Below are 22366 nucleotides of genomic sequence, written 5' to 3'. Positions count from 1 at the left end.
GATCCGGCCGGCCCAACTCCTTTGCGCGCAAGGGAGTTGGGCCTCGCTGTGCGCCGATGTGGACCTCATGGGAGTCGCACAGGCGGCACCGAAGAGGGACCCACCCCTGGACAAACGGTGAGGTTAGGCTAACCTACCTTCGAATTGTCCCGCGCAAGATCGTTCGAAAGCAGCGTACCCATGTCCAACGCCAGAGCCACCCACCTCACCCGCCGTGGCATCCTCGCCGCGGGCGGCGCCCTCGGCCTCGGTGCCGTGCTCGCAGCCTGTGGCGACGACGACGCGAAAAGCGAGGGCTCTGACAAGGAGACGGCTGCCGCGAAGTCCGGCCCGTGGACGTTCAAGGACGACCGCGGTACGACCGTGAAGCTCGACAAGGTGCCGACCAACATCGTCGCGTTCACCGGTGTCGCCGCCGCCCTCTTCGACTACGGCATCGAGGTCAAGGGCGTCTTCGGCCCGACCACGACCGCGGACGGCAAGCCCGACGTGCAGGCCGGCGACCTCGACGTCAGCAAGGTCACCGTGCTCGGCAACGAGTGGGGCAAGCTGAACATCGAGAAGTACGCGGCCCTCGCCCCCGAGGTCCTCATCACCACGACCTTCGACGACGCCGGCACCCTGTGGTCCGTGCCCGTCGAGTCGGCCCCCAAGATCGCCAAGCTCGCCCCGGACGTCGCGATCTCCGTCTACGACCGCCAGATGACCGAGCCGCTCCAGCGCATGTGGGAGCTGGCCGAGTCGCTCGGCGCGGACATGAAGTCCGACAAGATCGCCGAGTCCAAGAAGAAGTTCGAGGCCGCCGCGGCCCGGCTGCGCGCCGCCGCCAAGGCGAAGCCCGAGATCAAGGTGCTCGCCGGTTCCGCCGCCGAGACGATCTTCTACGTCTCCGGCACCAACTTCTCCATCGACCTCGAGTACTTCAAGGCCCTCGGCGTGAACTTCATCGAGCCCTCGGAGAAGGCGAAGGCCGAGAGCGGCGGCTGGTTCGAGGCGCTCAGCTGGGAGAACGTCGACAAGTACGACGCGGACATCATCGTGATGGACGACCGGTCCTCCACGATCCAGCCGGCCGACATCACCGAGGCCACGTGGAAGAAGCTGCCTGCCGTGAAGGCGGGTCAGGTCATCGCGCGTTCGCCCGAGCCGATCCTGTCGTACGACAAGTGCACGCCGCTTCTCGACAACCTCGCCGAGGCCATCGAGAACGCGAAGAAGGTCGCCTGATCTCTCGGGTGGCTCGGGTGCGCGGGCGACTGACGGTCCGCTGGGGCTGGTCGCGCAGTTCCCCGCGCCCCTAGGCAGGTACAGTTCCCCCTTTTCCAGGAGCACCCCCTTGTCCACGACCGTAGCCGTCGCGTTCCGTTTCTTCTCTCTCCAGGTGGTACGGACCCGGCGGCTCGGTCCGTCTCTGGTCCGGGTGACGTTCGGCGGGGAGGAGCTGCGCGACTTCCACTCCGACGGGCAGGATCAGTCGCTGTCGCTCTTCCTGCCGCATCCCGGGCAGGACGCGCCCGCCGTGCCGATCGAGCTCGGTGAGGGCTGGTGGCAGGGGTGGCGGGAACTGCCGGACGACGTACGGGCCGTGATGCGGTCGTACACCCTGCGCGCGCTGCGGCGGGACCCCGACGAGATCGACATCGACTTCGTGCTGCACGAGCCCGCCGGGCCCGCCTCCCGGTGGGCCGCCACGGCCGCCGCCGGGGACCGGGTCGTACTGATCGGGCCCGCCGTCGCCGACAACCGGGCCATCCGGTTCCGGCCGCCCGCGGACACCGACCTCGTGGTGATCTGGGGAGACGACACCGCCGTACCGGCCGTCTGTGCCATCGTCGAGTCGCTGTCGGCCGGCACCCGGGCCCGGGTCTGGCTGGAGGTGCACGACGCCGGTGACGTCCAGGATTTGACCACCGCGGCGGACGCCGAGATCAACTGGCTGGTCCAGGAGGACCGCGGCGGCGAGGGGTCCCCCATGGCCCTCGACGCCCTGCGCGACGCCCAACTCCCGGCCGCCGAGCACCCGTACGTCTGGATCGCGGGCGAGTCGGGGTGCGTGAAGGCGCTGCGGCGGCACTTCGTCGGCGAGCGCGGGATCGACCGGCGCCGGGTCACCTTCGTCGGCTACTGGCGGCGCGGGCTGACCGAGGAGCAGCTGCGCGAGTTGGGCGAGTGACGCGACGGAAGTGACCACCGTCACGGGCGGGGTGGGATCACGCTCGCGCTCCGGACGGTGAAGTTAGGTTAGGCTTACCTAAATTGATCGATCGTTTCCCTCGACCGGTCGCACCCCACTCCCCACCCCGCATCGCCTTCGTCCCGCACGGACTTCCCCTCGGAGGACTCCCCCATGCGCTCGCACCTGCTCAATGACACGACCGCGGAGCAGTACCGCCGCTCCGTGACCGAAGGTATCGAGCGGGTGGCAGCCAAACTCGCCACCACCGAACGGCCGTTCACCGGCGTCACCGTCGACTCCCTCGCCCCCGTCATCGACGCGATCGACCTCGACAAGCCGCTCCACGACACCGCCGCCGTCCTCGACGAGCTGGAGGACGTCTACCTCCGGGACGCGATCTACTTCCACCACCCCCGCTACCTCGCCCACCTCAACTGCCCGGTCGTCATACCGGCGGTGCTCGGCGAGGCGGTGCTCTCCGCCGTCAACTCCTCCCTGGACACCTGGGACCAGTCGGCCGGCGGCACCCTCATCGAGCGCAAGCTCATCGACTGGACGACCGCCCGCATCGGCCTCGGCCCCGCCGCCGACGGCGTGTTCACCTCCGGCGGCACCCAGTCCAACCTCCAGGCGCTGCTGCTGGCCCGCGAGGAGGCCAAGGCCGAGGACTTCGGCACCCTGCGGATCTTCGCCTCCGAGGTCAGCCACTTCAGCGTGAAGAAGTCCGCCAAACTCCTCGGCCTGAGCGGCGACGCGGTCGTCTCCATCCCCGTCGACCACGACAAGCGCATGCAGACCGTCGCCCTCGCCCGTGAGCTGGAGCGGTGCCGCGCCGACGGTCTCGTCCCCATGGCGGTCGTCGCCACCGCCGGCACCACCGACTTCGGCTCCATCGACCCGCTGCCCGAGATCGCCGAACTGTGCGAGCAGTACGGCACCTGGATGCACGTGGACGCCGCCTACGGCTGCGGTCTGCTCGCCTCGGTGAAGTACCGGGACCGGATCGACGGCATCGAGCGCGCCGACTCGGTCACCGTCGACTACCACAAGTCCTTCTTCCAGCCCGTGAGTTCCTCCGCCGTGCTGGTCCGCGACGTGGCCACGCTGCGCCACGCCACCTACCACGCGGAGTACCTCAACCCGCGCCGGATGGTGCAGGAACGCATCCCCAACCAGGTCGACAAGTCCCTCCAGACCACCCGCCGCTTCGACGCGCTGAAGCTGTGGATGACCCTGCGCGTGATGGGCGCCGACGGCATCGGACAGCTCTTCGACGAGGTCGTCGACCTGGCCGCCGAGGGCTGGCAGCTGCTCGCCGCCGACCCGCGCTTCGACGTCGTGGTCGAGCCGAGCCTGTCCACCCTCGTCTTCCGCTACATCCCGGCCGCCGTGACCGACCCGGCCGAGATCGACCGCGCCAACCTCTACGCCCGCAAGGCCCTGTTCGCCTCCGGTGACGCCGTCGTCGCGGGCACCAAGGTCAGCGGCCGCCACTACCTGAAGTTCACCCTGCTCAACCCCGAGACCACGACGGCCGACATCGCCGCCGTCCTCGACCTGATCGCCGGCCACGCCGAGCAGTACCTGGGAGAGTCCCTTGACCGCGCTTCCTGAGACCACGAACAAGACCTACGACTTCGTGGGCATCGGGCTCGGCCCCTTCAACCTCGGCCTGGCCTGTCTGACCGAGCCCATCGACGAACTCGACGGTGTCTTCCTGGAGTCGAAGCCCGACTTCGAGTGGCACGCGGGCATGTTCCTGGACGGCGCCCACCTCCAGACCCCGTTCATGTCGGACCTGGTCACCCTCGCCGACCCGACCTCGCCGTACTCCTTCCTGAACTACCTGAAGGAGAAAGGCCGGCTGTACTCGTTCTACATCCGGGAGAACTTCTACCCGCTGCGGGTCGAGTACGACGACTACTGCCGCTGGGCCGCGAACAAGCTGAGCTGCGTCCGCTTCGGCACGACGGTCGGCGAGGTCACGTACGACGAGGGCGCCGAGCTGTACGTCGTGCGGACCACCGCCGGTGACGTCCTGCGCGCCCGGCGCCTCGTCCTCGGCACCGGCACCTCGCCGCACTACCCGGCGGCCGTCGAGGGCCTGGGCGGCGACTTCTTCCACAACTCCCGCTACATGCAGAACAAGCGGGAGCTGCAGAAGAAGGAGTCGATCACGATCATCGGCTCGGGCCAGTCCGCCGCCGAGATCTACTACGACCTCCTCGCCGAGATCGACGTCCACGGCTACCGGCTGAACTGGGTCACCCGCTCCCCGCGCTTCTTCCCGCTGGAGTACACCAAGCTCACGCTGGAGATGACGAGCCCGGAGTACATCGACTACTACCGCGCGCTGCCGGAGGCGACCCGCTACCGGCTCGTCGCCCAGCAGAAAGGCCTGTTCAAGGGCATCGACGGCGATCTCGTCAACGAGATCTTCGATCTGCTCTACCAGAAGAACCTCGGCGGCCCGGTCCCCACCCGGCTGCTCACCAACTCCTCGCTGAACAGCGCCCGGTACGAGAACGGGACGTACACGCTGTCCTTCCGCCAGGAGGAGCAGGAGAAGGACTTCGACCTCGAGACGCAGGGCCTGGTCCTCGCGACCGGGTACGCCTACGCCGAGCCGGAGTTCCTCAAGCCCGTCGGCGACCGGCTCGTCCGCGACTCGCGCGGCAACTTCGACGTCGCCCGCAACTACGCCATCGACGTGACCGGCCGGGGTGTGTTCCTGCAGAACGCCGGCGTGCACACCCACAGCATCACCAGCCCGGACCTCGGCATGGGCGCCTACCGCAACAGCTGCATCATCCGTGAGCTGCTCGGCAGCGAGTACTACCCGGTCGAGAAGACCATCGCGTTCCAGGAGTTCGCCGTATGACCCCCCACACCTTCACCTTCCGCCCGCTCGACCCCCTGAAGGACGCCGAGCTGCTGCACAGCTGGGTGACCCACCCCAAAGCGGCCTTCTGGATGATGCAGGACGCCAGACTGGAGGACGTCGAGCGCGCCTACATGGAGATCGCGGCCGACGAGCACCACCACGCCCTGCTGGGCCTGGACGAGCGCGGCGCCCCCGCCTTCCTCATGGAGCACTACGACCCCGCCCACCGCGAACTGGTCGGTCTCTACGAGCCCGAGGCCGGCGACGTCGGCATGCACTTCCTGACCCCGCCCACCGACCGGCCCGTCCACGGCTTCACCCGGGCCGTCATCACCGCCGTGATGGCGCACCTCTTCGAGGACCCGGCGGTCCGCCGGGTCGTCGTCGAGCCGGACGTCTCCAACAAGGCCGTGCACGCCCTGAACGAAGCCGTCGGGTTCGTGCCGGAGCGGGAGATCCAGAAGCCGGAGAAGAAGGCATTGCTGAGTTTCTGCACCCGCGAGCAGTTCCTGGCCGCGACGGGGGTGGCCGCGTGACCCTCATCGACAGCGTGGCCCACCTCTCCCCCGAGCGCTGGGAGACGGCCAACCGCCAACTCGTCCGCAAGGCGCTCGCCGAGTTCGCGCACGAGCGGCTGATCACGCCCGAGGCCACCGCCGACGGCGGCTTCGAGGTGCGCAGCGACGACGGTCTGACCCGCTACCGGTTCACCGCCGTCCGCCGCGCCCTCGACCACTGGCAGGTCGACGCCGACTCGATCTCCCGTCATCGGGACGGCGTCGACCTCCCCCTCGCCGCCCTGGACTTCTTCATCGAGCTGAAGAAGTCCCTCGGCCTGAGCGACGCGATCCTGCCGGTCTACCTGGAGGAGGTCTCCTCCACCCTCTCCGGCACCTGCTACAAGCTCACCAAGCCCCAGATCCCGGTCGCCGAGCTCACCAGGAGCGGCTTCCAGGAGATCGAGACGGGGATGACCGAGGGCCACCCCTGCTTCGTCGCCAACAACGGCCGGCTGGGCTTCGGGATCCACGAGTACCTGTCGTACGCCCCCGAGACCGCGAACCCCGTCCGGCTGGTCTGGCTGGCGGCGCACCGGTCGCGGGCCGCGTTCACGGCGGGTGTGGGTCTGGAGTACGAGTCCTTCGTACGGGACGAGCTGGGCGAGGACACCGTCGAGCGCTTCAACCGGCGGCTCGTCGAGCAGGGTCACGACCCCGCCGAGTACCTGCTCATCCCCGTCCACCCCTGGCAGTGGTGGAACAAGCTGGCGGTCACCTTCGCCGCCGAGGTCGCCCGGGGGCACCTGGTGTGCCTGGGCGAGGGGGACGACGAGTACCTGGCCCAGCAGTCCATCCGGACCTTCTTCAACACCTCCAACCCCGAGAAGCACTACGTGAAGACGGCCCTGTCCGTCCTCAACATGGGCTTCATGCGCGGCCTGTCGGCGGCGTACATGGAGGCGACCCCGGCCATCAACGACTGGCTCGCCCAGCTCATCGAGAACGACCCCGTGCTCAAGGAGACGGGCCTGTCGATCATCCGCGAGCGCGCGGCGGTCGGCTACCGGCACCTGGAGTACGAGGCGGCGACGGACCGCTACTCGCCGTACCGCAAGATGCTGGCCGCGCTGTGGCGGGAGAGCCCGGTGGCCTCCCTCCGGGACGGCGAGCAGCTCGCCACCATGGCCTCCCTCGTCCATGTCGACCACGAGGGCGCGTCCTTCGCGGGCGCGCTCATCGAGCAGTCCGGTCTGGAGCCGGCGGAGTGGCTGCGGCGGTACCTGACGGCGTACTTCACGCCGCTGCTGCACAGCTTCTACGCCTACGACCTGGTCTTCATGCCGCACGGCGAGAATGTGATCCTGGTCCTGAAGGACGGTGTCGTCCAGCGCGCTGTCTACAAGGACATCGCCGAGGAGATCGCGGTCATGGACCCGGACGCGGTGCTGCCGCCGACGGTCGAGCGGCTGCGCGTGGACGTCCCCGAGGACAAGAAGCTGCTGTCCATCTTCACGGACGTCTTCGACTGCTTCTTCCGCTTCCTCGCGGCCAACCTCGCCACGGAGGGCATCCTCGGCGAGGACGACTTCTGGCGGACGGTCGCCGAGGTCACGCGCGCGTACCAGGAGAAGGTGCCGGAACTGGCGGACAAGTTCCAGCAGTACGACATGTTCGCCCCGGAGTTCGCCCTGTCCTGCCTCAACCGCCTCCAGCTGCGCAACAACCAGCAGATGGTGGACCTGGCGGACCCGGCGGGCGCGCTGCAACTGATCGGCACACTGAAGAACCCGATCGCAGACAAATAAGGGCCCACAAAGACCGACGGGCGCCTCAGGAGTACGGTCCTCCCGAGGCGCCCGTCAGCCAAATCCCACCTAGGGGCGCGGGGAACTGCGCGCTCAACCCCCACCGGCCGAAAGCCGGATCACGACCAGGGCACCCCCGGCGCCCGGTAGTAACCAATCCCCAACGCATCCCACCGGGGCCCTTGCGCAGCAAGCCGCACCTTGTAGCCCTCCCAGTCATGCGTCGAGGCCGGCGACCACCCCAGCTCGGCCACCCCCGCAACCCGCGGAAACGCCATGTACTCGATGTGCGCGGAGTTCTCCAACGTCTCACTCCACAACGGCGCCTCGACACCCCGTACCGCCGTAGCGGGCACCCCGTCCAGATAGTCCCCGGGATCCCAGTCATACGCCCGCCGCACATCGACGTACCCCGCCCAGGACAACCCCAGCGGCGTGCTCGCGTCGTACTTCATGTCGAGGTACACCCGGTCCGCGGGCGACAGAATCAGGCCCGTCCCGGCCCGCGCCGCAGCCGCGACCCGCGCCTTCTCCTCCGCACTGGTGCCGTCCAGCCCCCAGTACTGCGCGAGAGCCCCCCGCGAGGGGTTCGCCCCGGTCAGCTGGTGCCAGCCCACCACGGTCTTGCCGTACTTCGCCACGACCGGCTGCACCCGGTCCATGAACTTCACGTAGTCCTCGTGGCTGGTGGAGTGCGCCTCGTCACCGCCGATGTGCAGGTACCGGCCCGGCGTGAGCGCGGCGAGCTCCCGGATCACGTCGTCCACGAAGTCGTACGTGATGTCCTTCGGCACGCACAGCGAACTGAAGCCCACCTCCGTGCCGGTGTAGAGCGGCGGAGCCACTCCGTCGCAGTTCAGCTCGGCGTACGAGGCGAGCGCCGCGTTGGTGTGGCCGGGCATGTCGATCTCGGGGACGACCTCCAGGTGCCGGGAGGCCGCGTAGCGGACGATCTCGCGGTAGTCGTCCTTGGTGTAGTGGCCGCCGGGGCCGCCGCCGACCTGGGTCGAGCCGCCGTAGGTCGCGAGGCGCGGCCAGGAGTCGATGGCGATGCGCCAGCCCTGGTCGTCGCTGAGGTGCAGATGCAGCTTGTTGAACTTGTACAGCGCCAACTGGTCGATGTACCGCTTGACTTGGTCGACGCCGAAGAAGTGCCGGGAGACGTCGAGCATCGCGCCGCGCCAGCCGTAGCGCGGGCTGTCCTTGATCGTGCCGCCCGCGACCAGCCACGGGCCGGGCTGCACGGAGTCCTTCTCCACGGCTGCGGGCAGGAGCTGCCGCAGCGTCTGGACGCCGTGGAAGAGCCCGGCGGGCGCGGCGGCCGTGATGGTGACGCCCTTACGGCCGCTGTCGAGGCGGTAGCCCTCGGCACCGAACGGGCCCTTGGCCAGCCGCAGCCGGATGCCGGAACCATGGGTGGTGACCGGCAGCCGGTAGCCGGTCGAGGGGCGGAGGAGGTCCGCGAGGTACTGGCCGACGCGCCGGACCTCGCCGTTCGCGTCGACGCGGATGTGCGTGTCGCGGGTGATCCGGTAGGGGGATCCGCCCGGGTCGACCGAGGCGGGCGCGGGGACCACCCGGTCGAGCGGGGTGGGTGTCTCCGCCTCGGCGGGGGCGGCCCCCGTGACGGAGGTGGCTGCCATCGCGACCAGCAGCAGGGAACCGAGCAGGCGAAGCGTTCCGCGGTGCCGTCTCACACGGCTGTGTCTCACCAGGCTGTGTCTCACAAGCGTGTCCCTTCCATGAGCCATGGAGCCCCAAAAAGGTCTGGACCACTCTCTCGTGAGTGAGGTGGAACAATCCACCCCATGGCGGAAATCATCCAGAAGGACGGCACGTGGGTCTTCGACGGCGACGCATTGCGACTGACTCCCGGACGGGACAAGAACGTCAGCCTGTTCCGCAAGACGCTGGGTGAACTGGTCGTTCCGCTGGGCGCGTTGGCGGGGATCTCCTTCGAACAGGGCAAGAAGACCGGGCGGTTGCGGCTGCGCATGCGCGACGGCGCCGACCCGCTGCTGCACGCCACCGGCGGCCGGCTCACCGAGCCCCACGACCCCTACCAGCTGATCGTCGAACCCGGCCGGTACGGCGTCGCCGAGTACTTCACCGACGAGGTCCGCAACGCCCTGCTGCTGGACGAGGTCCCGGCCGACCCCGTCTCCGAGTACCTCGTGCCGGGTCCGGCGGTGCCGCTGTCCGTCTCCGCCGGGGACGGCACCGCGAGCTTCGACGGGGAGCGGATCCGGCTGGAGTGGAACTGGAAGACGGAGGACGCCAAGGCCGCCGCCGGGGCCCGCTCGCTCGCCCTCACGGACATCACCGGCGTCGAGTGGCATCCGGCCGCGGGCCTGGAGAACGGCCACCTGCGCTTCACCGTCCGCAACGCCCCGACCAAGGCCCCGCCCAAGTACGACCCCAACGCCGTGGAGCTGTGGGGCTTCAAGAAGGACCCGCTGATGGCCCTGGTCGCGGCGGCCGTCCAGGCCCGGCTCCCGCATCCGGCGGCCGCCGCCGACGACGTACGACAGCCGGAGCCGGACGAGCCCCGGCAGCTGCCCGCCCCCTCCTCCGCCGAGGACGACCACGACGCGCTGCTGCGCCGGCTGCGGGAGCTGGGCGAGCTGCATCGCACGGGCGTCCTGACGGAGGAGGAGTTCACCCTCGCCAAACAGGCGATCCTGAAGCGGATGTGAGCTACTTCGCGGTGCGCGCCACCGTGAAGTGGTCGACGACCTCGCCGGTCTCGGCGATGCCCCGCACCCGCAGCGTGGCCGTCCGCCCCTTCGGCGCGGGCGTGACGTCCACGCGCAGGAAGGAGTAGTCGAGGTAGCGCACCCGGGACCAGGCGACGGTCTCGCTCTGCCGGCCGCCCTCGACGCAGACGAAGGACGCCACCGCGTCGTCGTCCTTCACCTGGCCCTCGTAGGACTCACCGGCGCTGAACGCGTACAGGCTGCGCCCCGCCGCGCCCGCCGTCACGTACACCACGCCCTCGGTCTCGGGGTACGCCGTGCCGCCGATCGGGAGCTTCTTGGCGACCTCGCCGCCCTTGAGGACGTCGGTGCGCTCGTAGACGTGGTTGTGGCCGTTGATGACGAGATCCACGGAGTACTTCTCGAACAGTGGCACCCACTCCTGCCGCACCCCGCCCTCGGAGGCGTGGGCGGTGGAGGTGCAGTAGGCGCAGTGGTGGAAGAAGACGACGACGAAGTCGATGCCCTTCGCCGCCCGGAACTCCTTCAGCCGCGCCTCCAGCCACTTCGTCTGCGTTCCGCCGGAAATGCCCAGGTTGGCCGGGATCTCGTACGAGATGTCATTGGCGTCGAGCGAGATGACCGCCGTGTTGCCGTGCACGAAGGAGTACACGCCGGGCAGGTTCCGGCTGTCGGGCCCGTTGCCGGGCAGCTCCCAGCGGGCCTCCTCGCCGCCGTAGCCGTTGGGGGAGTACCAGGCCTCCATGTCGTGGTTGCCGTACGCCACCATCCACGGCACGGACTTGGCGACCGACTCGGTCTGCGCGAGGAACTGGTCCCAGATCCGTGAGTCGAAGCCGGTGTCGGAGGCCTTGCCCTGGCCCGCCGGGTCGCCGTACGCGATATCGCCCGCGTGGAGGTGGAAGGCCGGGTCCTGGGCGAGGATCAGGCTGTCGTTGGCGAGGCCGTGATAGCTGACGCCCTGGTCGCCGAAGGCGGTGAAGGTGAAGGGCCGCGCGGTGGCGGGCGCGGTGGTGAAGGTGCCCAGGGTGCCCAGCAGACGCGGCTCGGCGGGGTCGAAGCCGGCGTGGCCGACGCCGTAGTAGTACGTCCGGCCCGGCTTGAGGCGGGTCAGCCTGGCGTGCAGGTAGTACTGCGTGTGGTCGCCGCTCGCGCCGACACCGGCCGGGGTGTGCAGGGTGCGCACCTCCGCCTCGATCTTCCGGGAGAGGTCCCAGGGGTGGGCGCCGATCCGGATGAAGGGCTTGGTGACGGCGACCGGGACCTGCCAGGAGACGGTCATCTCGGTGCGCGGGTCGTCGCCGTAGGCGAGGTGGCGGCCGAAGGGGGCGACAAGGGCGCCGTCGACGGTCCCGGCCGCGGTGCGCTGCGTGGGTACGGCCGCCCGGGCGGTGGCGCCCGGCACGAAGGCGCCGCCCACGACGGCGCCGAGGGTGACGGCACCGCCTCTGATCATCGTGCGCCGGGAGAACCGGCTGTGCAGGTACTCGTGCTGCTCGGCCATGCTCATGCGCTCGGCGAGCCGCTCGGGTACGCCCATACGAGGTATGTCCATGGCGCCACAAGTTGCTCGCTACACACATCCGCCCGAGGAACAACCGCCCAACGAACGCCCATGGGCGTCCCATAACTGTTCCAAAGGCCTTTGACACGCCCTTGCCCGAAATCGGGCAGGATTCTTGCGAAAGAGTCCTCGGTACCCCAGGATCTACCGGGTGCACGACGAACTCGTAGATCATCTGACGCGGTCCACGCCCCTCAGCCGGGGTGAGGCGCTGCGCGTGATCCAGGACGTGCTCGCCTACTTCGACGAGACGACCGAGGAGTTCGTCCGTCGCCGCCACCGTGAACTCCAGTCCCAGGGCCTGGTGAACACGGAGATCTTCGAACGGATCGAGGCGGACCTGAAATACCGGGCGGTGGCCCCGCCGGAGCTCTCGCTCCGGCAGCTGCGCCGGATCGTCTACGGCTAGGGATATCTGTATACATGTGCGGAATCGTCGGATACATCGGCAAGCGTGACGTGGCGCCCCTGCTGCTGGAGGGCCTGCAGCGACTGGAGTACCGCGGCTACGACTCGGCCGGTGTGGTCGTCTCCTCCCCCAAGGCGCCCGCCCTGAAGATGGTCAAGGCCAAGGGCCGGGTCCGCGACCTGGAGGCCAAGGTCCCGGCGCGCTTCAAGGGCACCACCGGCATCGCCCACACCCGCTGGGCCACCCACGGCGCCCCCTCCGACGTCAACGCCCACCCGCACCTGGACGCCGAGGGCAAGGTCGCCGTCGTCCACAACGGCATCATCGACAACGCCTCCGACCTGCGCCGCAAGCTGGAGGCGGACGGCGTCGAGTTCCTCTCCGAGACCGACACCGAGGTCCTCGTCCACCTCATCGCCCGGTCCCAGGCGGAGAAGCTGGAGGACAAGGTCCGCGAGACGCTGCGCGTCATCGAGGGCACATACGGCATCGCCGTCCTGCACGCCGACTTCCCGGACCGCATCGTGGTCGCCCGCAACGGCTCCCCCGTCGTCCTCGGCATCGGCGAGAAGGAGATGTTCGTCGCCTCGGACATCGCCGCCCTGGTCGCCCACACGCGGCAGATAGTGACTCTCGACGACGGCGAGATGGCCACCCTCAAGGCCGACGACTTCCGCACGTACACGACGGAGGGCACCCGCACCACGTCGGAGCCCACCACCGTCGAGTGGGAGGCCGCCTCCTACGACATGGGCGGCCACGACACGTACATGCACAAGGAGATCCACGAGCAGGCCGAGGCCGTGGACCGCGTACTGCGCGGCCGGATCGACGACCGCTTCTCCACCGTGCACCTCGGCGGCCTCAACCTGGACGCCCGCGAGGCGCGCCGGATCCGCCGCGTGAAGATCCTCGGCTGCGGCACCTCGTACCACGCGGGCATGATCGGCGCCCAGATGATCGAGGAGCTGGCCCGCATCCCCGCGGACGCCGAGCCGGCCTCCGAGTTCCGCTACCGCAACGCGGTCGTGGACCCGGACACCCTGTACATCGCGGTCTCCCAGTCCGGTGAGACGTACGACGTCCTCGCGGCCGTCCAGGAGCTGAAGCGCAAGGGCGCGCGGGTCCTCGGCATCGTGAACGTGGTCGGCTCCGCGATCGCCCGCGAGGCGGACGGCGGCATCTACGTCCACGCGGGCCCGGAGGTCTGCGTCGTCTCGACGAAGTGCTTCACCAACACCACGGTGGCCTTCGCGCTGCTCGCCCTCCACCTCGGCCGCACCCGTGACCTCTCGGTCCGCGACGGCAAGCGGATCATCGAGGGCCTGCGCAAGCTCCCCGCCCAGATCGCGGAGATGCTGGAGCAGGAGGAGGAGATCAAGAAGCTGGCCCAGGAGTACGCCGAGGCCCGCTCGATGCTCTTCATCGGCCGCGTCCGGGGCTACCCGGTCGCCCGCGAGGCTTCCCTGAAGCTCAAGGAGGTCTCCTACATCCACGCGGAGGCCTACCCCGCCTCCGAGCTGAAGCACGGCCCGCTGGCCCTGATCGAGCCGGCCCTGCCCACGGTGGCGATCGTCCCCGACGACGACCTCCTGGAGAAGAACCGCGCCGCCATGGAGGAGATCAAGGCCCGCAGCGGCAAGATCCTCGCGGTGGCCCACCAGGACCAGGAGAAGGCCGACCAGACGATCGTCGTCCCGAAGAACGAGGACGAGCTGGACCCCATCCTGATGGGCATCCCCCTCCAACTCCTCGCCTACCACACGGCCCTGACCCTGGGCCGCGACATCGACAAGCCCAGGAACCTCGCAAAGTCGGTGACGGTGGAGTAAGGCTTTCAGGGGCGCGGGGAACTGCGCGAGCAACCCCCACAGACCCGCAGAGGCCACACAGCAAGAAGGCCCCCCACGTGATGCCACCATTCACGCGGGGGGCCTTCCAGTCGCCGGGGAGGGCCCAACTCCCCAGCCTGCGCAGCTAACCGGTGGCCGTCACGCCTCTACCGGCAGCGCGCCGCGGAACCGAGGTCGGCCAGTGGGCCAGAGCCGCAGTCGCCGCGTACCAGGCAACAGCCCCCGCGGCCACGGCGAACCACCCACCGACCTTCGCCAGCCCGTCGTTCTCGGCGAACATCGAGATGGACAGCAGAAGAAGAGCGACGAAGAACAACCCGTACGCGCCCTGCCCGAGTTGGTCCCCACCGGCGAGCGTGAGCGACAGCGCCACCAGGGCGAACAGCAGCAGGAACAACCCGGCCGCGTTGGCGGAGACTTGGCTGTCGGCGGACACGGCCCAGGTGAACCACAGAGCGCCGAGTACGGCGAACCCCGTCCCACCGACGGAGTCCCCGTCCCGGAAGGCCATCAGACCGGCGACGAAGAGGGCAACTCCACCCACGTACTGGGCGATTGATACGGCGTCAGCGGCCGAAACACCGTCGATCACCTCGGTGTACCCCAGCCCGAAGGCCAACAGGGTGATTCCCAGGGCGAGTCGGCCGACCACGGTAGTGATTCCGCTTCCCGCAGAGACGTCGTTGTCCACGGCGGGCTCCCTTCATGCATGTGCAGTTGTGCGGTGAGCGATATATGCCCTTCACAAAGGCACAAACACCTCTACGCGCCAGTAGATTTATGCGTTGGGGAGAGGCGGAAGAGTGCGCCAACGGCGCATCTCACCTGGGACAACGGTGAGTTACGGAATGACAACGACGGGCCGCTGCGCCCGCTTGGCGAGCCGCCCCGCGACGGAGCCGAAGATCCGGCCGACGATGCCGTGCGTGGACCCCACCACGATGGCGTCCGCTTCGTACTCGCGGCCGACCTCCTCGAGCTCGTGGCAGATGTCACCGCCGCGCTCGACGAGGATCCACGGCACCTCGGCCAGATAGTCCGCGCAGGCGAGCTCCAGGCCCAGCACCTCGGTGCGGTGATCGGGGACGTCCACGAAGACCGGCGGCTCGCAGCCGGCCCACACCGTGGTGGGCAGCCGGTTGGCGACATGCACGATGATCAGGCCGGAGCCGGAACGGTGGGCCATGCCGATGGCGTAGGCGAGGGCGCGCTCACTGGAGGTGGAGCCGTCGAATCCGACGACGACGCCGTGCTTGAAGGCGGGGTCGCAGGAATGACGTGGCTCTTCCGCCGCCAGGGGCTCGGCCGCCGTGGGGTCGGCGACGGGCCGCTTGCGGTCCGCGGGTTCGAAGAATTCGTGACCGGCCATGGCTGTCTCGGCGTTGTGATCCTTGTGTGGGTGGGTCGACAGGTGCGGTCGGAGCTGTGTCCGGGAATCATCTTCCCAACCCCATACCCCCAAGGGTACGGCGGCACGCCTCCTTAGCCCAGATCCCGCGATGCGCTCCGCGGGGGTTCCAGGGAGCATGCACGAGGGTGCGCCCGTAACGCAATGGTTGCTGCGCTGTACAGGCGGTTCGTACAGGATTCACGTACGACGGCCCGGCGGCGCTCGTACGGCCGCACAGTGACCGACCGCACGAAGACGCGTTGATCCCGGTGAGCCACCGACACCGGGAGCACGCATGTCCGGACAGCACCCCCAGGAGACGGACACCACCACCGACGTGGTCCGCTGGGCGGCCTTCTCCTGTGTCCTCGTCCCCGTCGTCCTCCTCTGGTACGGCACCTCCCTCGCCGGCGCCGCCGGCACCGCCCTGGGGCTCGCCGCCGTCACCGCGGTCTGCCGGGTGCTGCTGCGCCGGTCCGAGCGCGGCGCGGCCCGGCTGCTCGCCGAGGAACCCGACTCCCCCGCACCCCCTCGCGGGCGCCGGCACCGGACCGGCACGGGCTCCCGGCGAGGCGGACGCCACTCCGGGGGAAATACACCGGGCGGCTGACCGGTTTTCATGCCCTCAGGCGCTTCTTTTCAGCCAACTTCCGGGAACCGCGCATCCCTTGCCCGAACCACCCCCCAACCCCCGTTCGACCTGCACGAAAAGGGTCTCGGGGGTGCCGCGCACCCTACGCGGATTGGCCACTGCGACAAGGCGCACTTCCCTGCACCGCCCGGGAGTGCAACGCTTCGTGATCGAATGCTTCACGCCAAGTTGCCAAGTCGACAATGTGCCGAGTGGCGAACCGGCCACTGCGGCGCGACGCGACACAGTAGATTCGATCTTGACTGTCTACGGCGGGGGACTCGTGCAGGACCGAGGGGAAACGTGCAGGAGCGACACAACCGAGGAGCCGCGACCACCGAGGGGGGCTTAGCAGTATGAGCCACGACTCCACTGCCGCGCCGGAAGCCGCGGCCCGGAAACTCTCCGGGCGACGCCGCAAGGAGATCGTCGCGGTGCTGCTGTTCAGCGGCGGCCCCATCTTCGAGAGTTCCATACCGTTGTCGGTGTTCGGAATCGACCGCCAGGACGCCGGCGTACCGCGCTACCGCCTGTTGGTGTCAGCGGGCGAGGAAGGCCCGCTGCGCACCACGGGCGGACTGGAACTCAGCGCGCCACATGGCCTGGAGGCGATCTCACGCGCGGGGACGGTCGTCGTACCGGCCTGGCGCTCGATCACCTCACCACCGCCCGAGGAAGCGCTCGACGCGCTGCGCCGGGCACACGAGGAGGGCGCCCGCATCGTAGGGCTGTGCACCGGCGCCTTCGTCCTCGCCGCGGCGGGCCTGCTGGACGGGCGCCCCGCGACGACCCACTGGATGTACGCGCCGACGCTGGCCAAGCGCTATCCGTCGGTGCACGTGGATCCGCGAGAGCTGTTCGTGGACGACGGAGACGTCCTGACCTCGGCCGGTACGGCCGCCGGGATCGACCTCTGCCTCCACATCGTGCGGACGGACCACGGCAACGAGGCGGCCGGCGCGCTGGCCCGCCGACTGGTCGTCCCCCCGCGCCGGACGGGAGGCCAGGAGCGCTACCTGGACCGCTCTTTACCAGAGGAGATCGGCGCCGACCCGCTCGCCGAGGTCGTCGCCTGGGCGCTGGAGCACCTCCACGAACAGTTCGACGTGGAGACGCTGGCGGCACGGGCGTACATGTCGCGCCGCACCTTCGACCGCCGCTTCCGCTCGCTGACCGGTTCGGCCCCGCTGCAGTGGCTGATCACCCAGCGGGTCCTCCAGGCACAGCGCCTGCTGGAGACGTCGGACTACTCGGTGGACGAGGTGGCGGGCCGGTGCGGCTTCCGCTCCCCCGTCGCGCTGCGCGGTCACTTCCGCCGCCAGCTCGGGTCGTCCCCGGCGGCGTACCGGGCCGCGTACCGGGCCCGCCGGCCCCAGGGCGAACGGCCGACGGTGGACGCCGACACCGCCCCCGGCCCGACGCCCACGCTCCACCCGGACCCCGGACCGGTCCCGCTGCAGGCCCGCCGCACCCCGGCGACCAGCTCGGTGGGCCAGGCCCTGGCCGCGGCCGCCGCGGAGAACGGCCGCGAGGCGTACATCGCGCGCGCCACGCTGCCGGGACAGCGCAGCGGGTCGTGAGCTGACGGACCTCCAGAACGCCGGACGGGCAGGACCAGCCCGTCCGGCGTTTTGCCGTGGGCCCCGAGCTGACACGGGGCGACACAAATGCTCACGTCAGCTTTAGGGTGGTCGCATGAACGATCGCATGGTGTGGATCGACTGCGAGATGACCGGCCTCTCGCTGTCCGACGACGCGCTCATCGAGGTTGCCGCCCTCGTCACCGACTCCGAGCTGAACATCCTCGGCGACGGTGTGGACATCGTCATCCGGCCGCCGGACGCGGCCCTGGAGACGATGCCGGACGTGGTGCGTCAGATGCACACCGCGTCCGGTCTGCTCGACGAGCTCGCCGGCGGTACGACGCTGGCGGACGCCGAGGCCCAGGTCCTGGCGTACGTACGGCAACACGTGAAGGAACCCGGCAAGGCCCCGCTGTGCGGCAACTCCGTCGGCACCGACCGCGGCTTCCTGCTGCGGGACATGCCGACGCTGGAGGACTACCTCCACTACCGCATCGTCGACGTCTCCTCGATCAAGGAGCTGGCCCGCCGCTGGTACCCGCGGGCGTACTTCAACAGCCCCGAGAAGAACGGCAACCACCGCGCCCTCGCCGACATCCGCGAGTCCATCGCGGAACTGCGCTACTACCGCGAGGCCGTGTTCGTCCCCCAGCCGGGACCGGACTCCGAGACCGCCAAGGCCATCGCCGCGAAGCACGTCCTGCCTGCTCAGTAGCGGTGCGCGGGGCCCCGGAACAGGGCCCCGCGAAAGGCGGGCGCGAGCACCCCTTCGGACCCTGTACACTTTTTCTCGGCCGGTCGGTGAACCACCAGAAACCGCCGGTCATGGTGGGTGTAGCTCAGCTGGTAGAGCACCTGGTTGTGGTCCAGGATGCCGCGGGTTCGAGTCCCGTCACTCACCCTGAGTTCAGCCGGTGACCCTCTTACGAGGGTCACCGGCTGAATGCGTTTCAGGGACCCGCGCATACGCTCCCGGGATGACCGAACCCCTGCGCACCGACCGCCTCGACCTGCTGCCCCTGCGCGTCGAGCACGCCGACGAGATGGCCGCCGTACTCGCCGACCCGGCGCTGCACGACTTCATCGGCGGTTCCCCCGCGAGCCCTGCGGCGCTGCGCGCCCGCTACGAGCGGCTCGTCGCCGGTTCCCCGGACCCGGAGGTCACCTGGTGCAACTGGGTGCTGCGGCTGCGCGCCGAGGGGTGTCTGGTGGGCACCGTCCAGGCCACCGTCACCGCCGAGGCCGCGGAGATCGCCTGGATCGTCGGCACCCGCTGGCAGGGCCGCGGTCTGGCCGCGGAGGCGGCACGGGCGCTGGTCGGACACCTCACCGTCCCCACGGTCGTCGCCCATGTCCACCCGGACCACGCGGCCTCCGCCGCCGTCGCGCGGGCCGCGGGACTCACCCCGACCGAGGAGCGGCAGGACGGCGAGATCCGCTGGCGGCTCGGGCCGTAACCGCAGGTGAGGCGTATGGTCGGCTTAGGAGCCGGTCATGAGGCTGGGAGGCTCGCCATGGGGTCGCAGGGTGTTCATCGATGGCGGCTGCTGACGTGGCTGATCCTGGCCTTCAACCTGGCGATGCTGCTGTGGCTGGTGGTCGCGCTGGACGCGGCCGAGGGGGACGACCCCACCTGCGTCGGCGAGGTCTGCCCGAACGCCGAGGAGGCCGGCACCGTGATCGACACCTGGCTGGTGATCGTGGTCTGGCTGACGGGCCTGGTCCTGCTCGGCGCCGCCTGGCTGATCACCCACCACACGGAACGGCCCGCGCGGCGACCGCGCAGGGGCTGGCACCGCTGACCGCACGGGCCCCGGCGCCTCAGGACGACGCCCGCTCCTCCAGTTCCGTCGCCAGGACCACCTGCCGGCGCTCCAGGCCCCGGGAGACGGCCGGGCGGCGGTCGGCGATCTCCTCCAGCAGGAGGTCGATCATCCGGCGGCCCATCTCCTCGATGGGCTGCCGCACGCTGGTCAGCGGCGGCTCCATGTGGCGGGCGATCGCGGAGTCGTCGTAGCCGACGAGCGCCACGTCCTCGGGGATACGGCGGCCCCGCTCGCGCAGCACCTGGCGGGCGCCCGCCGCCATCACGTCCGAGCCCGCGAAGACGGCGTCCAGTCCGGGATGCCGCTCCAGCAGAGCCGCCATCGCGCGGCGGCCGCCTTCTTCGGTGAAGTCCCCCGGCTCGATCAGCCCGTCCTCCACCGCGCGCCCCGCGTCCTTCAGGGCGTCGCGATAGCCGTCGACGCGGCGCTGGGCGCCGTAGACGTCGAGGCGGCCGGTGATGTGGGCTATCTCGCGGCGGCCCCGGGACAGCAGGTGCTCCACGGCCTGGCGGGCGCCGCCGTAGTTGTCGGAGTCCACCGAGGTGAGCGTCTCTCCGGCGGATCTCGGGCCGCTGATGACGGCCGGGATCTCCAGCTGGGCGAGGAGATCGGGCAGCGGGTCGTCGGCGTGCACCGAGACCAGCAGGACCCCGTCGACCCGGTGCGCGGCGAGGTACTGCGCGAGCCGGCGCCGCTCACGGTCGCTGCCCGCGAAGATCAGCAGCAACTGCATCTCGGTGTCGGACAGTTCGGCGCCGACGCCCTTCAGCATGTCCGAGAAGTACGGCTCGGCGAAGAACCGGGTCTCCGGCTCGGGGACGACCAGGGCGATGGCGTCGGTGCGGTTGGCGGCGAGGGCGCGGGCGGCCGTGTTCGGGACATAACCCAGCTCCGCGACGGCCGCCTCCACCGCCGCGCGGGTGGCGTCACTGACCCGGGGCGAGCCGTTGATCACCCGGGACACGGTGCCGCGACCGACACCGGCACGTGCGGCGACCTCTTCGAGCGTGGGACGCCCACCACTCCGCCCCCGCGCTCCGTGGCTTGCCATGGGCCCCGCCTTTCCCCGTGTCCTGTCGCTGGCCTGCCCCGTCGCCGGCCGGACTGTCACTGGCCTGGAATTTAACAGTCCCGTCCCTGGCCGCGGTCCTGTCCGGCGCAGCCTCTTCCCCGCTCCTGTCGAACCGGGTCGCCCCGCGCTCCGCCGATCGTCGTCGCCGAGACCGAACGACCCGACAAGTCAGCCGCCTGCCACCATCGTGGGCAGGCTTGCTTCCGGACACCACTGGCTGTGGTGTGTCGTCCGCGTCCGCGAATGCCGCGGGAGCCGTTCCGGCCCGCGAACCAGGCCTGCGCGCCCCGGGACGCCGGCCGCGGGTTCGCCACTGCGCATACGAACAGGTCACCCTCTCTGGAACGAGTGAGTCAGGGTCGCCCGTTCACCGAACGGCCGCCCGGTCTCCGCGTCCAGCCCCTGGCGGCATGGATTCAGCTAAGGAAACATCTCGAAGCGATATAGCGCTGTCCGCGCCCTTGACACCCCCGCCCGGACCGACGACTCTTCAACACATCACTTGTGGGAGCGCTCCCACAGTACCTGACACATACACATCCCGCACGTTCCCCGCCCGAGCCGCAGCGAGAACTAACGGGCCCAACAGTGCAGTTGGCCGGGGGGTCGGCACGTCAGGGCAACAGGAGGACGCAATGCGAGCACGTACCCGAATCCGCCGTAAGGCGGTTGTCCTCGCGGCGGTGGCGTCGCTGGGCGCCGGGCTGCTGGCCGGCTGTGCCGACGACGGCGACGACGGCGACGACAGCTCGTCGTCGGACGGCGGTGGCGGCAAGATCAAGATCACCCTCGGGCTGTTCGGCACCGCCGGATTCGAGGAGTCCGGTCTGTACAAGGAGTACGAGAAGCTTCACCCGAACATCGACATCCAGCAGACGGTCGTCGAGCGCAACGAGAACTACTACCCCGCGCTCCTCAACCACCTCACCACCAACAGCGGCCTCCAGGACATCCAGATGGTCGAGGTCGGCAACATCGCCGAGATCGTCCAGACCCAGTCGGACAAGCTGCTCGACCTGTCGAAGTACGGCAAGAAGAGCGACTACCTGGAGTGGAAGTGGCAGCAGGCCACCACCGAGGGCGGTCAGACGATCGGTGTCGGCACGGACGTCGGCCCGATGGCCATCTGCTACCGCAAGGACCTCTTCGAGAAGGCCGGGCTGCCCACCGACCGCGAGGAGGTCGGCCAGCTGTGGGCCGGTGACTGGAACAAGTTCGTCGAGGTCGGCAAGGACTACAAGGCCAAGGGCCCCAAGGGCACCACCTTCCTGGACTCCCCCGGCGGCATGCTCCAGGCGATCCTCAGCAGTGAGGAGGAGCGCTTCTACGACTCCTCCGGCGAGGTCATCTACAAGACCAACCCGGCCGTGAAGTCCGCCTTCGACCTCACCGCGGAGGCCGCCGAGGCCGGACTGATCGGCAACCAGACGCAGTTCCAGCCCGCCTGGGACACCACGATCGCCAACTCCAAGTTCGCCGCGATGTCCTGCCCGCCGTGGATGCTCGGCTACATCAAGGGCAAGTCCAAGCCCGACGCGGCCGGCAAGTGGGACATCGCCCAGGCGCCCAAGTCCGGCAACTGGGGCGGCTCGTTCCTGACCGTGCCCAAGTCCGGCAAGAACACGGAGGAGGCGGCGAAGCTGGCCGCCTGGCTGACCGCTCCGGAGCAGCAGGCCAAGCTCTTCGGCGTGCAGGGCAGCTTCCCGAGCACCCCGGCGGCGTACGAGTCGTCCGAGGTGACCGGCGCGAAGAACGACATGACCGGTGACGCGCCGATCGGCACGATCTTCGCCGAGGCCGCGGAGAACATCCCGGTCCAGACGATCGGCCCGAAGGACCAGATCATCCAGCAGGGTCTGACCGACAACGGCGTGGTCCTCGTGACCCAGGGCAAGTCGCCCAAGGAGGCATGGGACAACGCCGTCAAGACCATCGACAACGCCCTGGACCAGTGAC

The 22366-nt window shown here is 69.5% G+C and carries 20 protein-coding genes and 1 tRNA gene; 16 read left to right on the top strand and 5 right to left on the bottom strand.

Going from position 1 to position 22366, the window contains the following annotated elements:
- The first annotated feature begins 180 nt into the window (after positions 1-180).
- The 6 genes from AC068Z_RS21750 to AC068Z_RS21725 all read left to right on the top strand — a co-directional run bounded on the left by AC068Z_RS21750 (position 181) and on the right by AC068Z_RS21725 (position 7365).
- Complete coding sequence (locus tag AC068Z_RS21750) at positions 181-1227, top strand: ABC transporter substrate-binding protein (RefSeq protein ID WP_478557817.1); 1047 nt, start codon at positions 181-183, stop codon at positions 1225-1227.
- Positions 1228-1336: 109 nt separating this feature from the next.
- Complete coding sequence (locus AC068Z_RS21745; protein WP_478557814.1) at positions 1337-2173, top strand: siderophore-interacting protein; 837 nt, start codon at positions 1337-1339, stop codon at positions 2171-2173.
- Positions 2174-2347: 174 nt separating this feature from the next.
- A complete protein-coding gene (gene desA / locus AC068Z_RS21740; RefSeq protein ID WP_478557811.1) occupies positions 2348-3790 on the top strand; it encodes a lysine decarboxylase DesA in 1443 nt (480 codons plus the stop codon).
- A complete protein-coding gene (locus AC068Z_RS21735) occupies positions 3774-5057 on the top strand; it encodes a lysine N(6)-hydroxylase/L-ornithine N(5)-oxygenase family protein (RefSeq protein WP_478557808.1) in 1284 nt (427 codons plus the stop codon). The genes desA and AC068Z_RS21735 overlap by 17 nt, the downstream gene beginning before the upstream one ends.
- On the top strand, positions 5054-5596 hold the full coding sequence (locus AC068Z_RS21730) for a GNAT family N-acetyltransferase (RefSeq protein WP_478557805.1): 543 nt from the start codon (positions 5054-5056) through the stop codon (positions 5594-5596). Before AC068Z_RS21735 ends, AC068Z_RS21730 begins: the two co-directional genes overlap by 4 nt.
- Entirely contained in the window at positions 5593-7365 is a 1773-nt protein-coding gene (locus tag AC068Z_RS21725) for an IucA/IucC family protein (protein WP_478557802.1), read from the top strand. The genes AC068Z_RS21730 and AC068Z_RS21725 overlap by 4 nt, the downstream gene beginning before the upstream one ends.
- A 119-nt stretch (positions 7366-7484) precedes the next feature.
- On the opposite strand, the gene AC068Z_RS21720 is transcribed toward AC068Z_RS21725, so the two are convergent.
- Positions 7485-9008: a beta-N-acetylhexosaminidase gene (locus AC068Z_RS21720; RefSeq protein WP_478558613.1), complete on the bottom strand. Its 1524-nt coding sequence runs from the start codon at positions 9006-9008 to the stop codon at positions 7485-7487.
- A gap of 165 nt (positions 9009-9173) precedes the next feature.
- Between AC068Z_RS21720 and AC068Z_RS21715 the strand changes: the two genes are divergently transcribed.
- Positions 9174-10061 (top strand): DUF4429 domain-containing protein, encoded by an 888-nt coding sequence (locus AC068Z_RS21715; protein ID WP_478557799.1) that lies wholly within the window; start codon positions 9174-9176, stop codon positions 10059-10061.
- A 1-nt stretch (position 10062) separates the two neighbouring features.
- On the opposite strand, the gene AC068Z_RS21710 is transcribed toward AC068Z_RS21715, so the two are convergent.
- Positions 10063-11622, bottom strand: a complete 1560-nt coding sequence (locus AC068Z_RS21710; protein ID WP_478558610.1) for a purple acid phosphatase family protein — start codon at positions 11620-11622, stop codon at positions 10063-10065.
- A 175-nt stretch (positions 11623-11797) separates the two neighbouring features.
- On the opposite strand from AC068Z_RS21710, the gene AC068Z_RS21705 reads away from it, so the two are divergent.
- Positions 11798-12055, top strand: a complete 258-nt coding sequence (locus AC068Z_RS21705) for a hypothetical protein (protein WP_478557796.1) — start codon at positions 11798-11800, stop codon at positions 12053-12055.
- Positions 12056-12069: 14 nt separating this feature from the next.
- The gene (gene glmS / locus AC068Z_RS21700) at positions 12070-13887 is read left to right on the top strand and encodes a glutamine--fructose-6-phosphate transaminase (isomerizing) (protein ID WP_451721500.1); all 1818 of its coding nucleotides are present in this window, start codon (positions 12070-12072) and stop codon (positions 13885-13887) included.
- A gap of 145 nt (positions 13888-14032) precedes the next feature.
- Here the strand turns inward: glmS and AC068Z_RS21695 are convergent, their stop codons facing one another.
- Together AC068Z_RS21695 and AC068Z_RS21690 are read right to left on the bottom strand one after the other, a co-directional pair.
- Positions 14033-14599, bottom strand: a complete 567-nt coding sequence (locus AC068Z_RS21695; RefSeq protein ID WP_478557791.1) for a GPR1/FUN34/YaaH family transporter — start codon at positions 14597-14599, stop codon at positions 14033-14035.
- Between the two features lie 150 nt (positions 14600-14749).
- Positions 14750-15277 carry a universal stress protein gene (locus AC068Z_RS21690; protein WP_031114250.1) on the bottom strand — a complete coding sequence of 176 codons (528 nt, stop codon included), beginning with the start codon at positions 15275-15277 and terminating at the stop codon, positions 14750-14752.
- Positions 15278-15593: 316 nt separating this feature from the next.
- Here AC068Z_RS21690 and AC068Z_RS21685 point away from each other — a divergent pair, with 316 nt between their 5' ends.
- From AC068Z_RS21685 to AC068Z_RS21660, 6 genes are all read left to right on the top strand, one after another.
- Positions 15594-15908, top strand: coding sequence for a hypothetical protein (locus AC068Z_RS21685; protein ID WP_478557787.1), 315 nt, complete (start codon positions 15594-15596; stop codon positions 15906-15908).
- Positions 15909-16285: 377 nt separating this feature from the next.
- Positions 16286-17509, top strand: a complete 1224-nt coding sequence (locus AC068Z_RS21680; RefSeq protein ID WP_478557785.1) for a helix-turn-helix domain-containing protein — start codon at positions 16286-16288, stop codon at positions 17507-17509.
- Positions 17510-17624: 115 nt separating this feature from the next.
- Positions 17625-18227 (top strand): oligoribonuclease, encoded by a 603-nt coding sequence (gene orn, locus AC068Z_RS21675; protein WP_478557782.1) that lies wholly within the window; start codon positions 17625-17627, stop codon positions 18225-18227.
- 113 nt (positions 18228-18340) lie between these two features.
- Positions 18341-18413, top strand: a tRNA-His gene (locus AC068Z_RS21670).
- 76 nt (positions 18414-18489) lie between these two features.
- Positions 18490-18969, top strand: a complete 480-nt coding sequence (locus tag AC068Z_RS21665; protein ID WP_478557779.1) for a GNAT family N-acetyltransferase — start codon at positions 18490-18492, stop codon at positions 18967-18969.
- A 57-nt stretch (positions 18970-19026) separates the two neighbouring features.
- Positions 19027-19314 carry a hypothetical protein gene (locus AC068Z_RS21660; protein ID WP_478557776.1) on the top strand — a complete coding sequence of 96 codons (288 nt, stop codon included), beginning with the start codon at positions 19027-19029 and terminating at the stop codon, positions 19312-19314.
- 19 nt (positions 19315-19333) lie between these two features.
- Here the strand turns inward: AC068Z_RS21660 and AC068Z_RS21655 are convergent, their stop codons facing one another.
- Positions 19334-20389: a LacI family DNA-binding transcriptional regulator gene (locus tag AC068Z_RS21655; protein WP_478557773.1), complete on the bottom strand. Its 1056-nt coding sequence runs from the start codon at positions 20387-20389 to the stop codon at positions 19334-19336.
- Between the two features lie 656 nt (positions 20390-21045).
- Between AC068Z_RS21655 and AC068Z_RS21650 the strand changes: the two genes are divergently transcribed.
- Positions 21046-22365: an ABC transporter substrate-binding protein gene (locus AC068Z_RS21650; protein ID WP_478557770.1), complete on the top strand. Its 1320-nt coding sequence runs from the start codon at positions 21046-21048 to the stop codon at positions 22363-22365.
- Position 22366 lies beyond the last annotated feature (1 nt).

Source organism: Streptomyces sp. NPDC043726 (genome assembly GCF_056436565.1).
The sequence above is the reverse complement of the archived record's forward strand: the minus strand, read 5'-3'. Positions and strand labels throughout refer to the sequence as shown.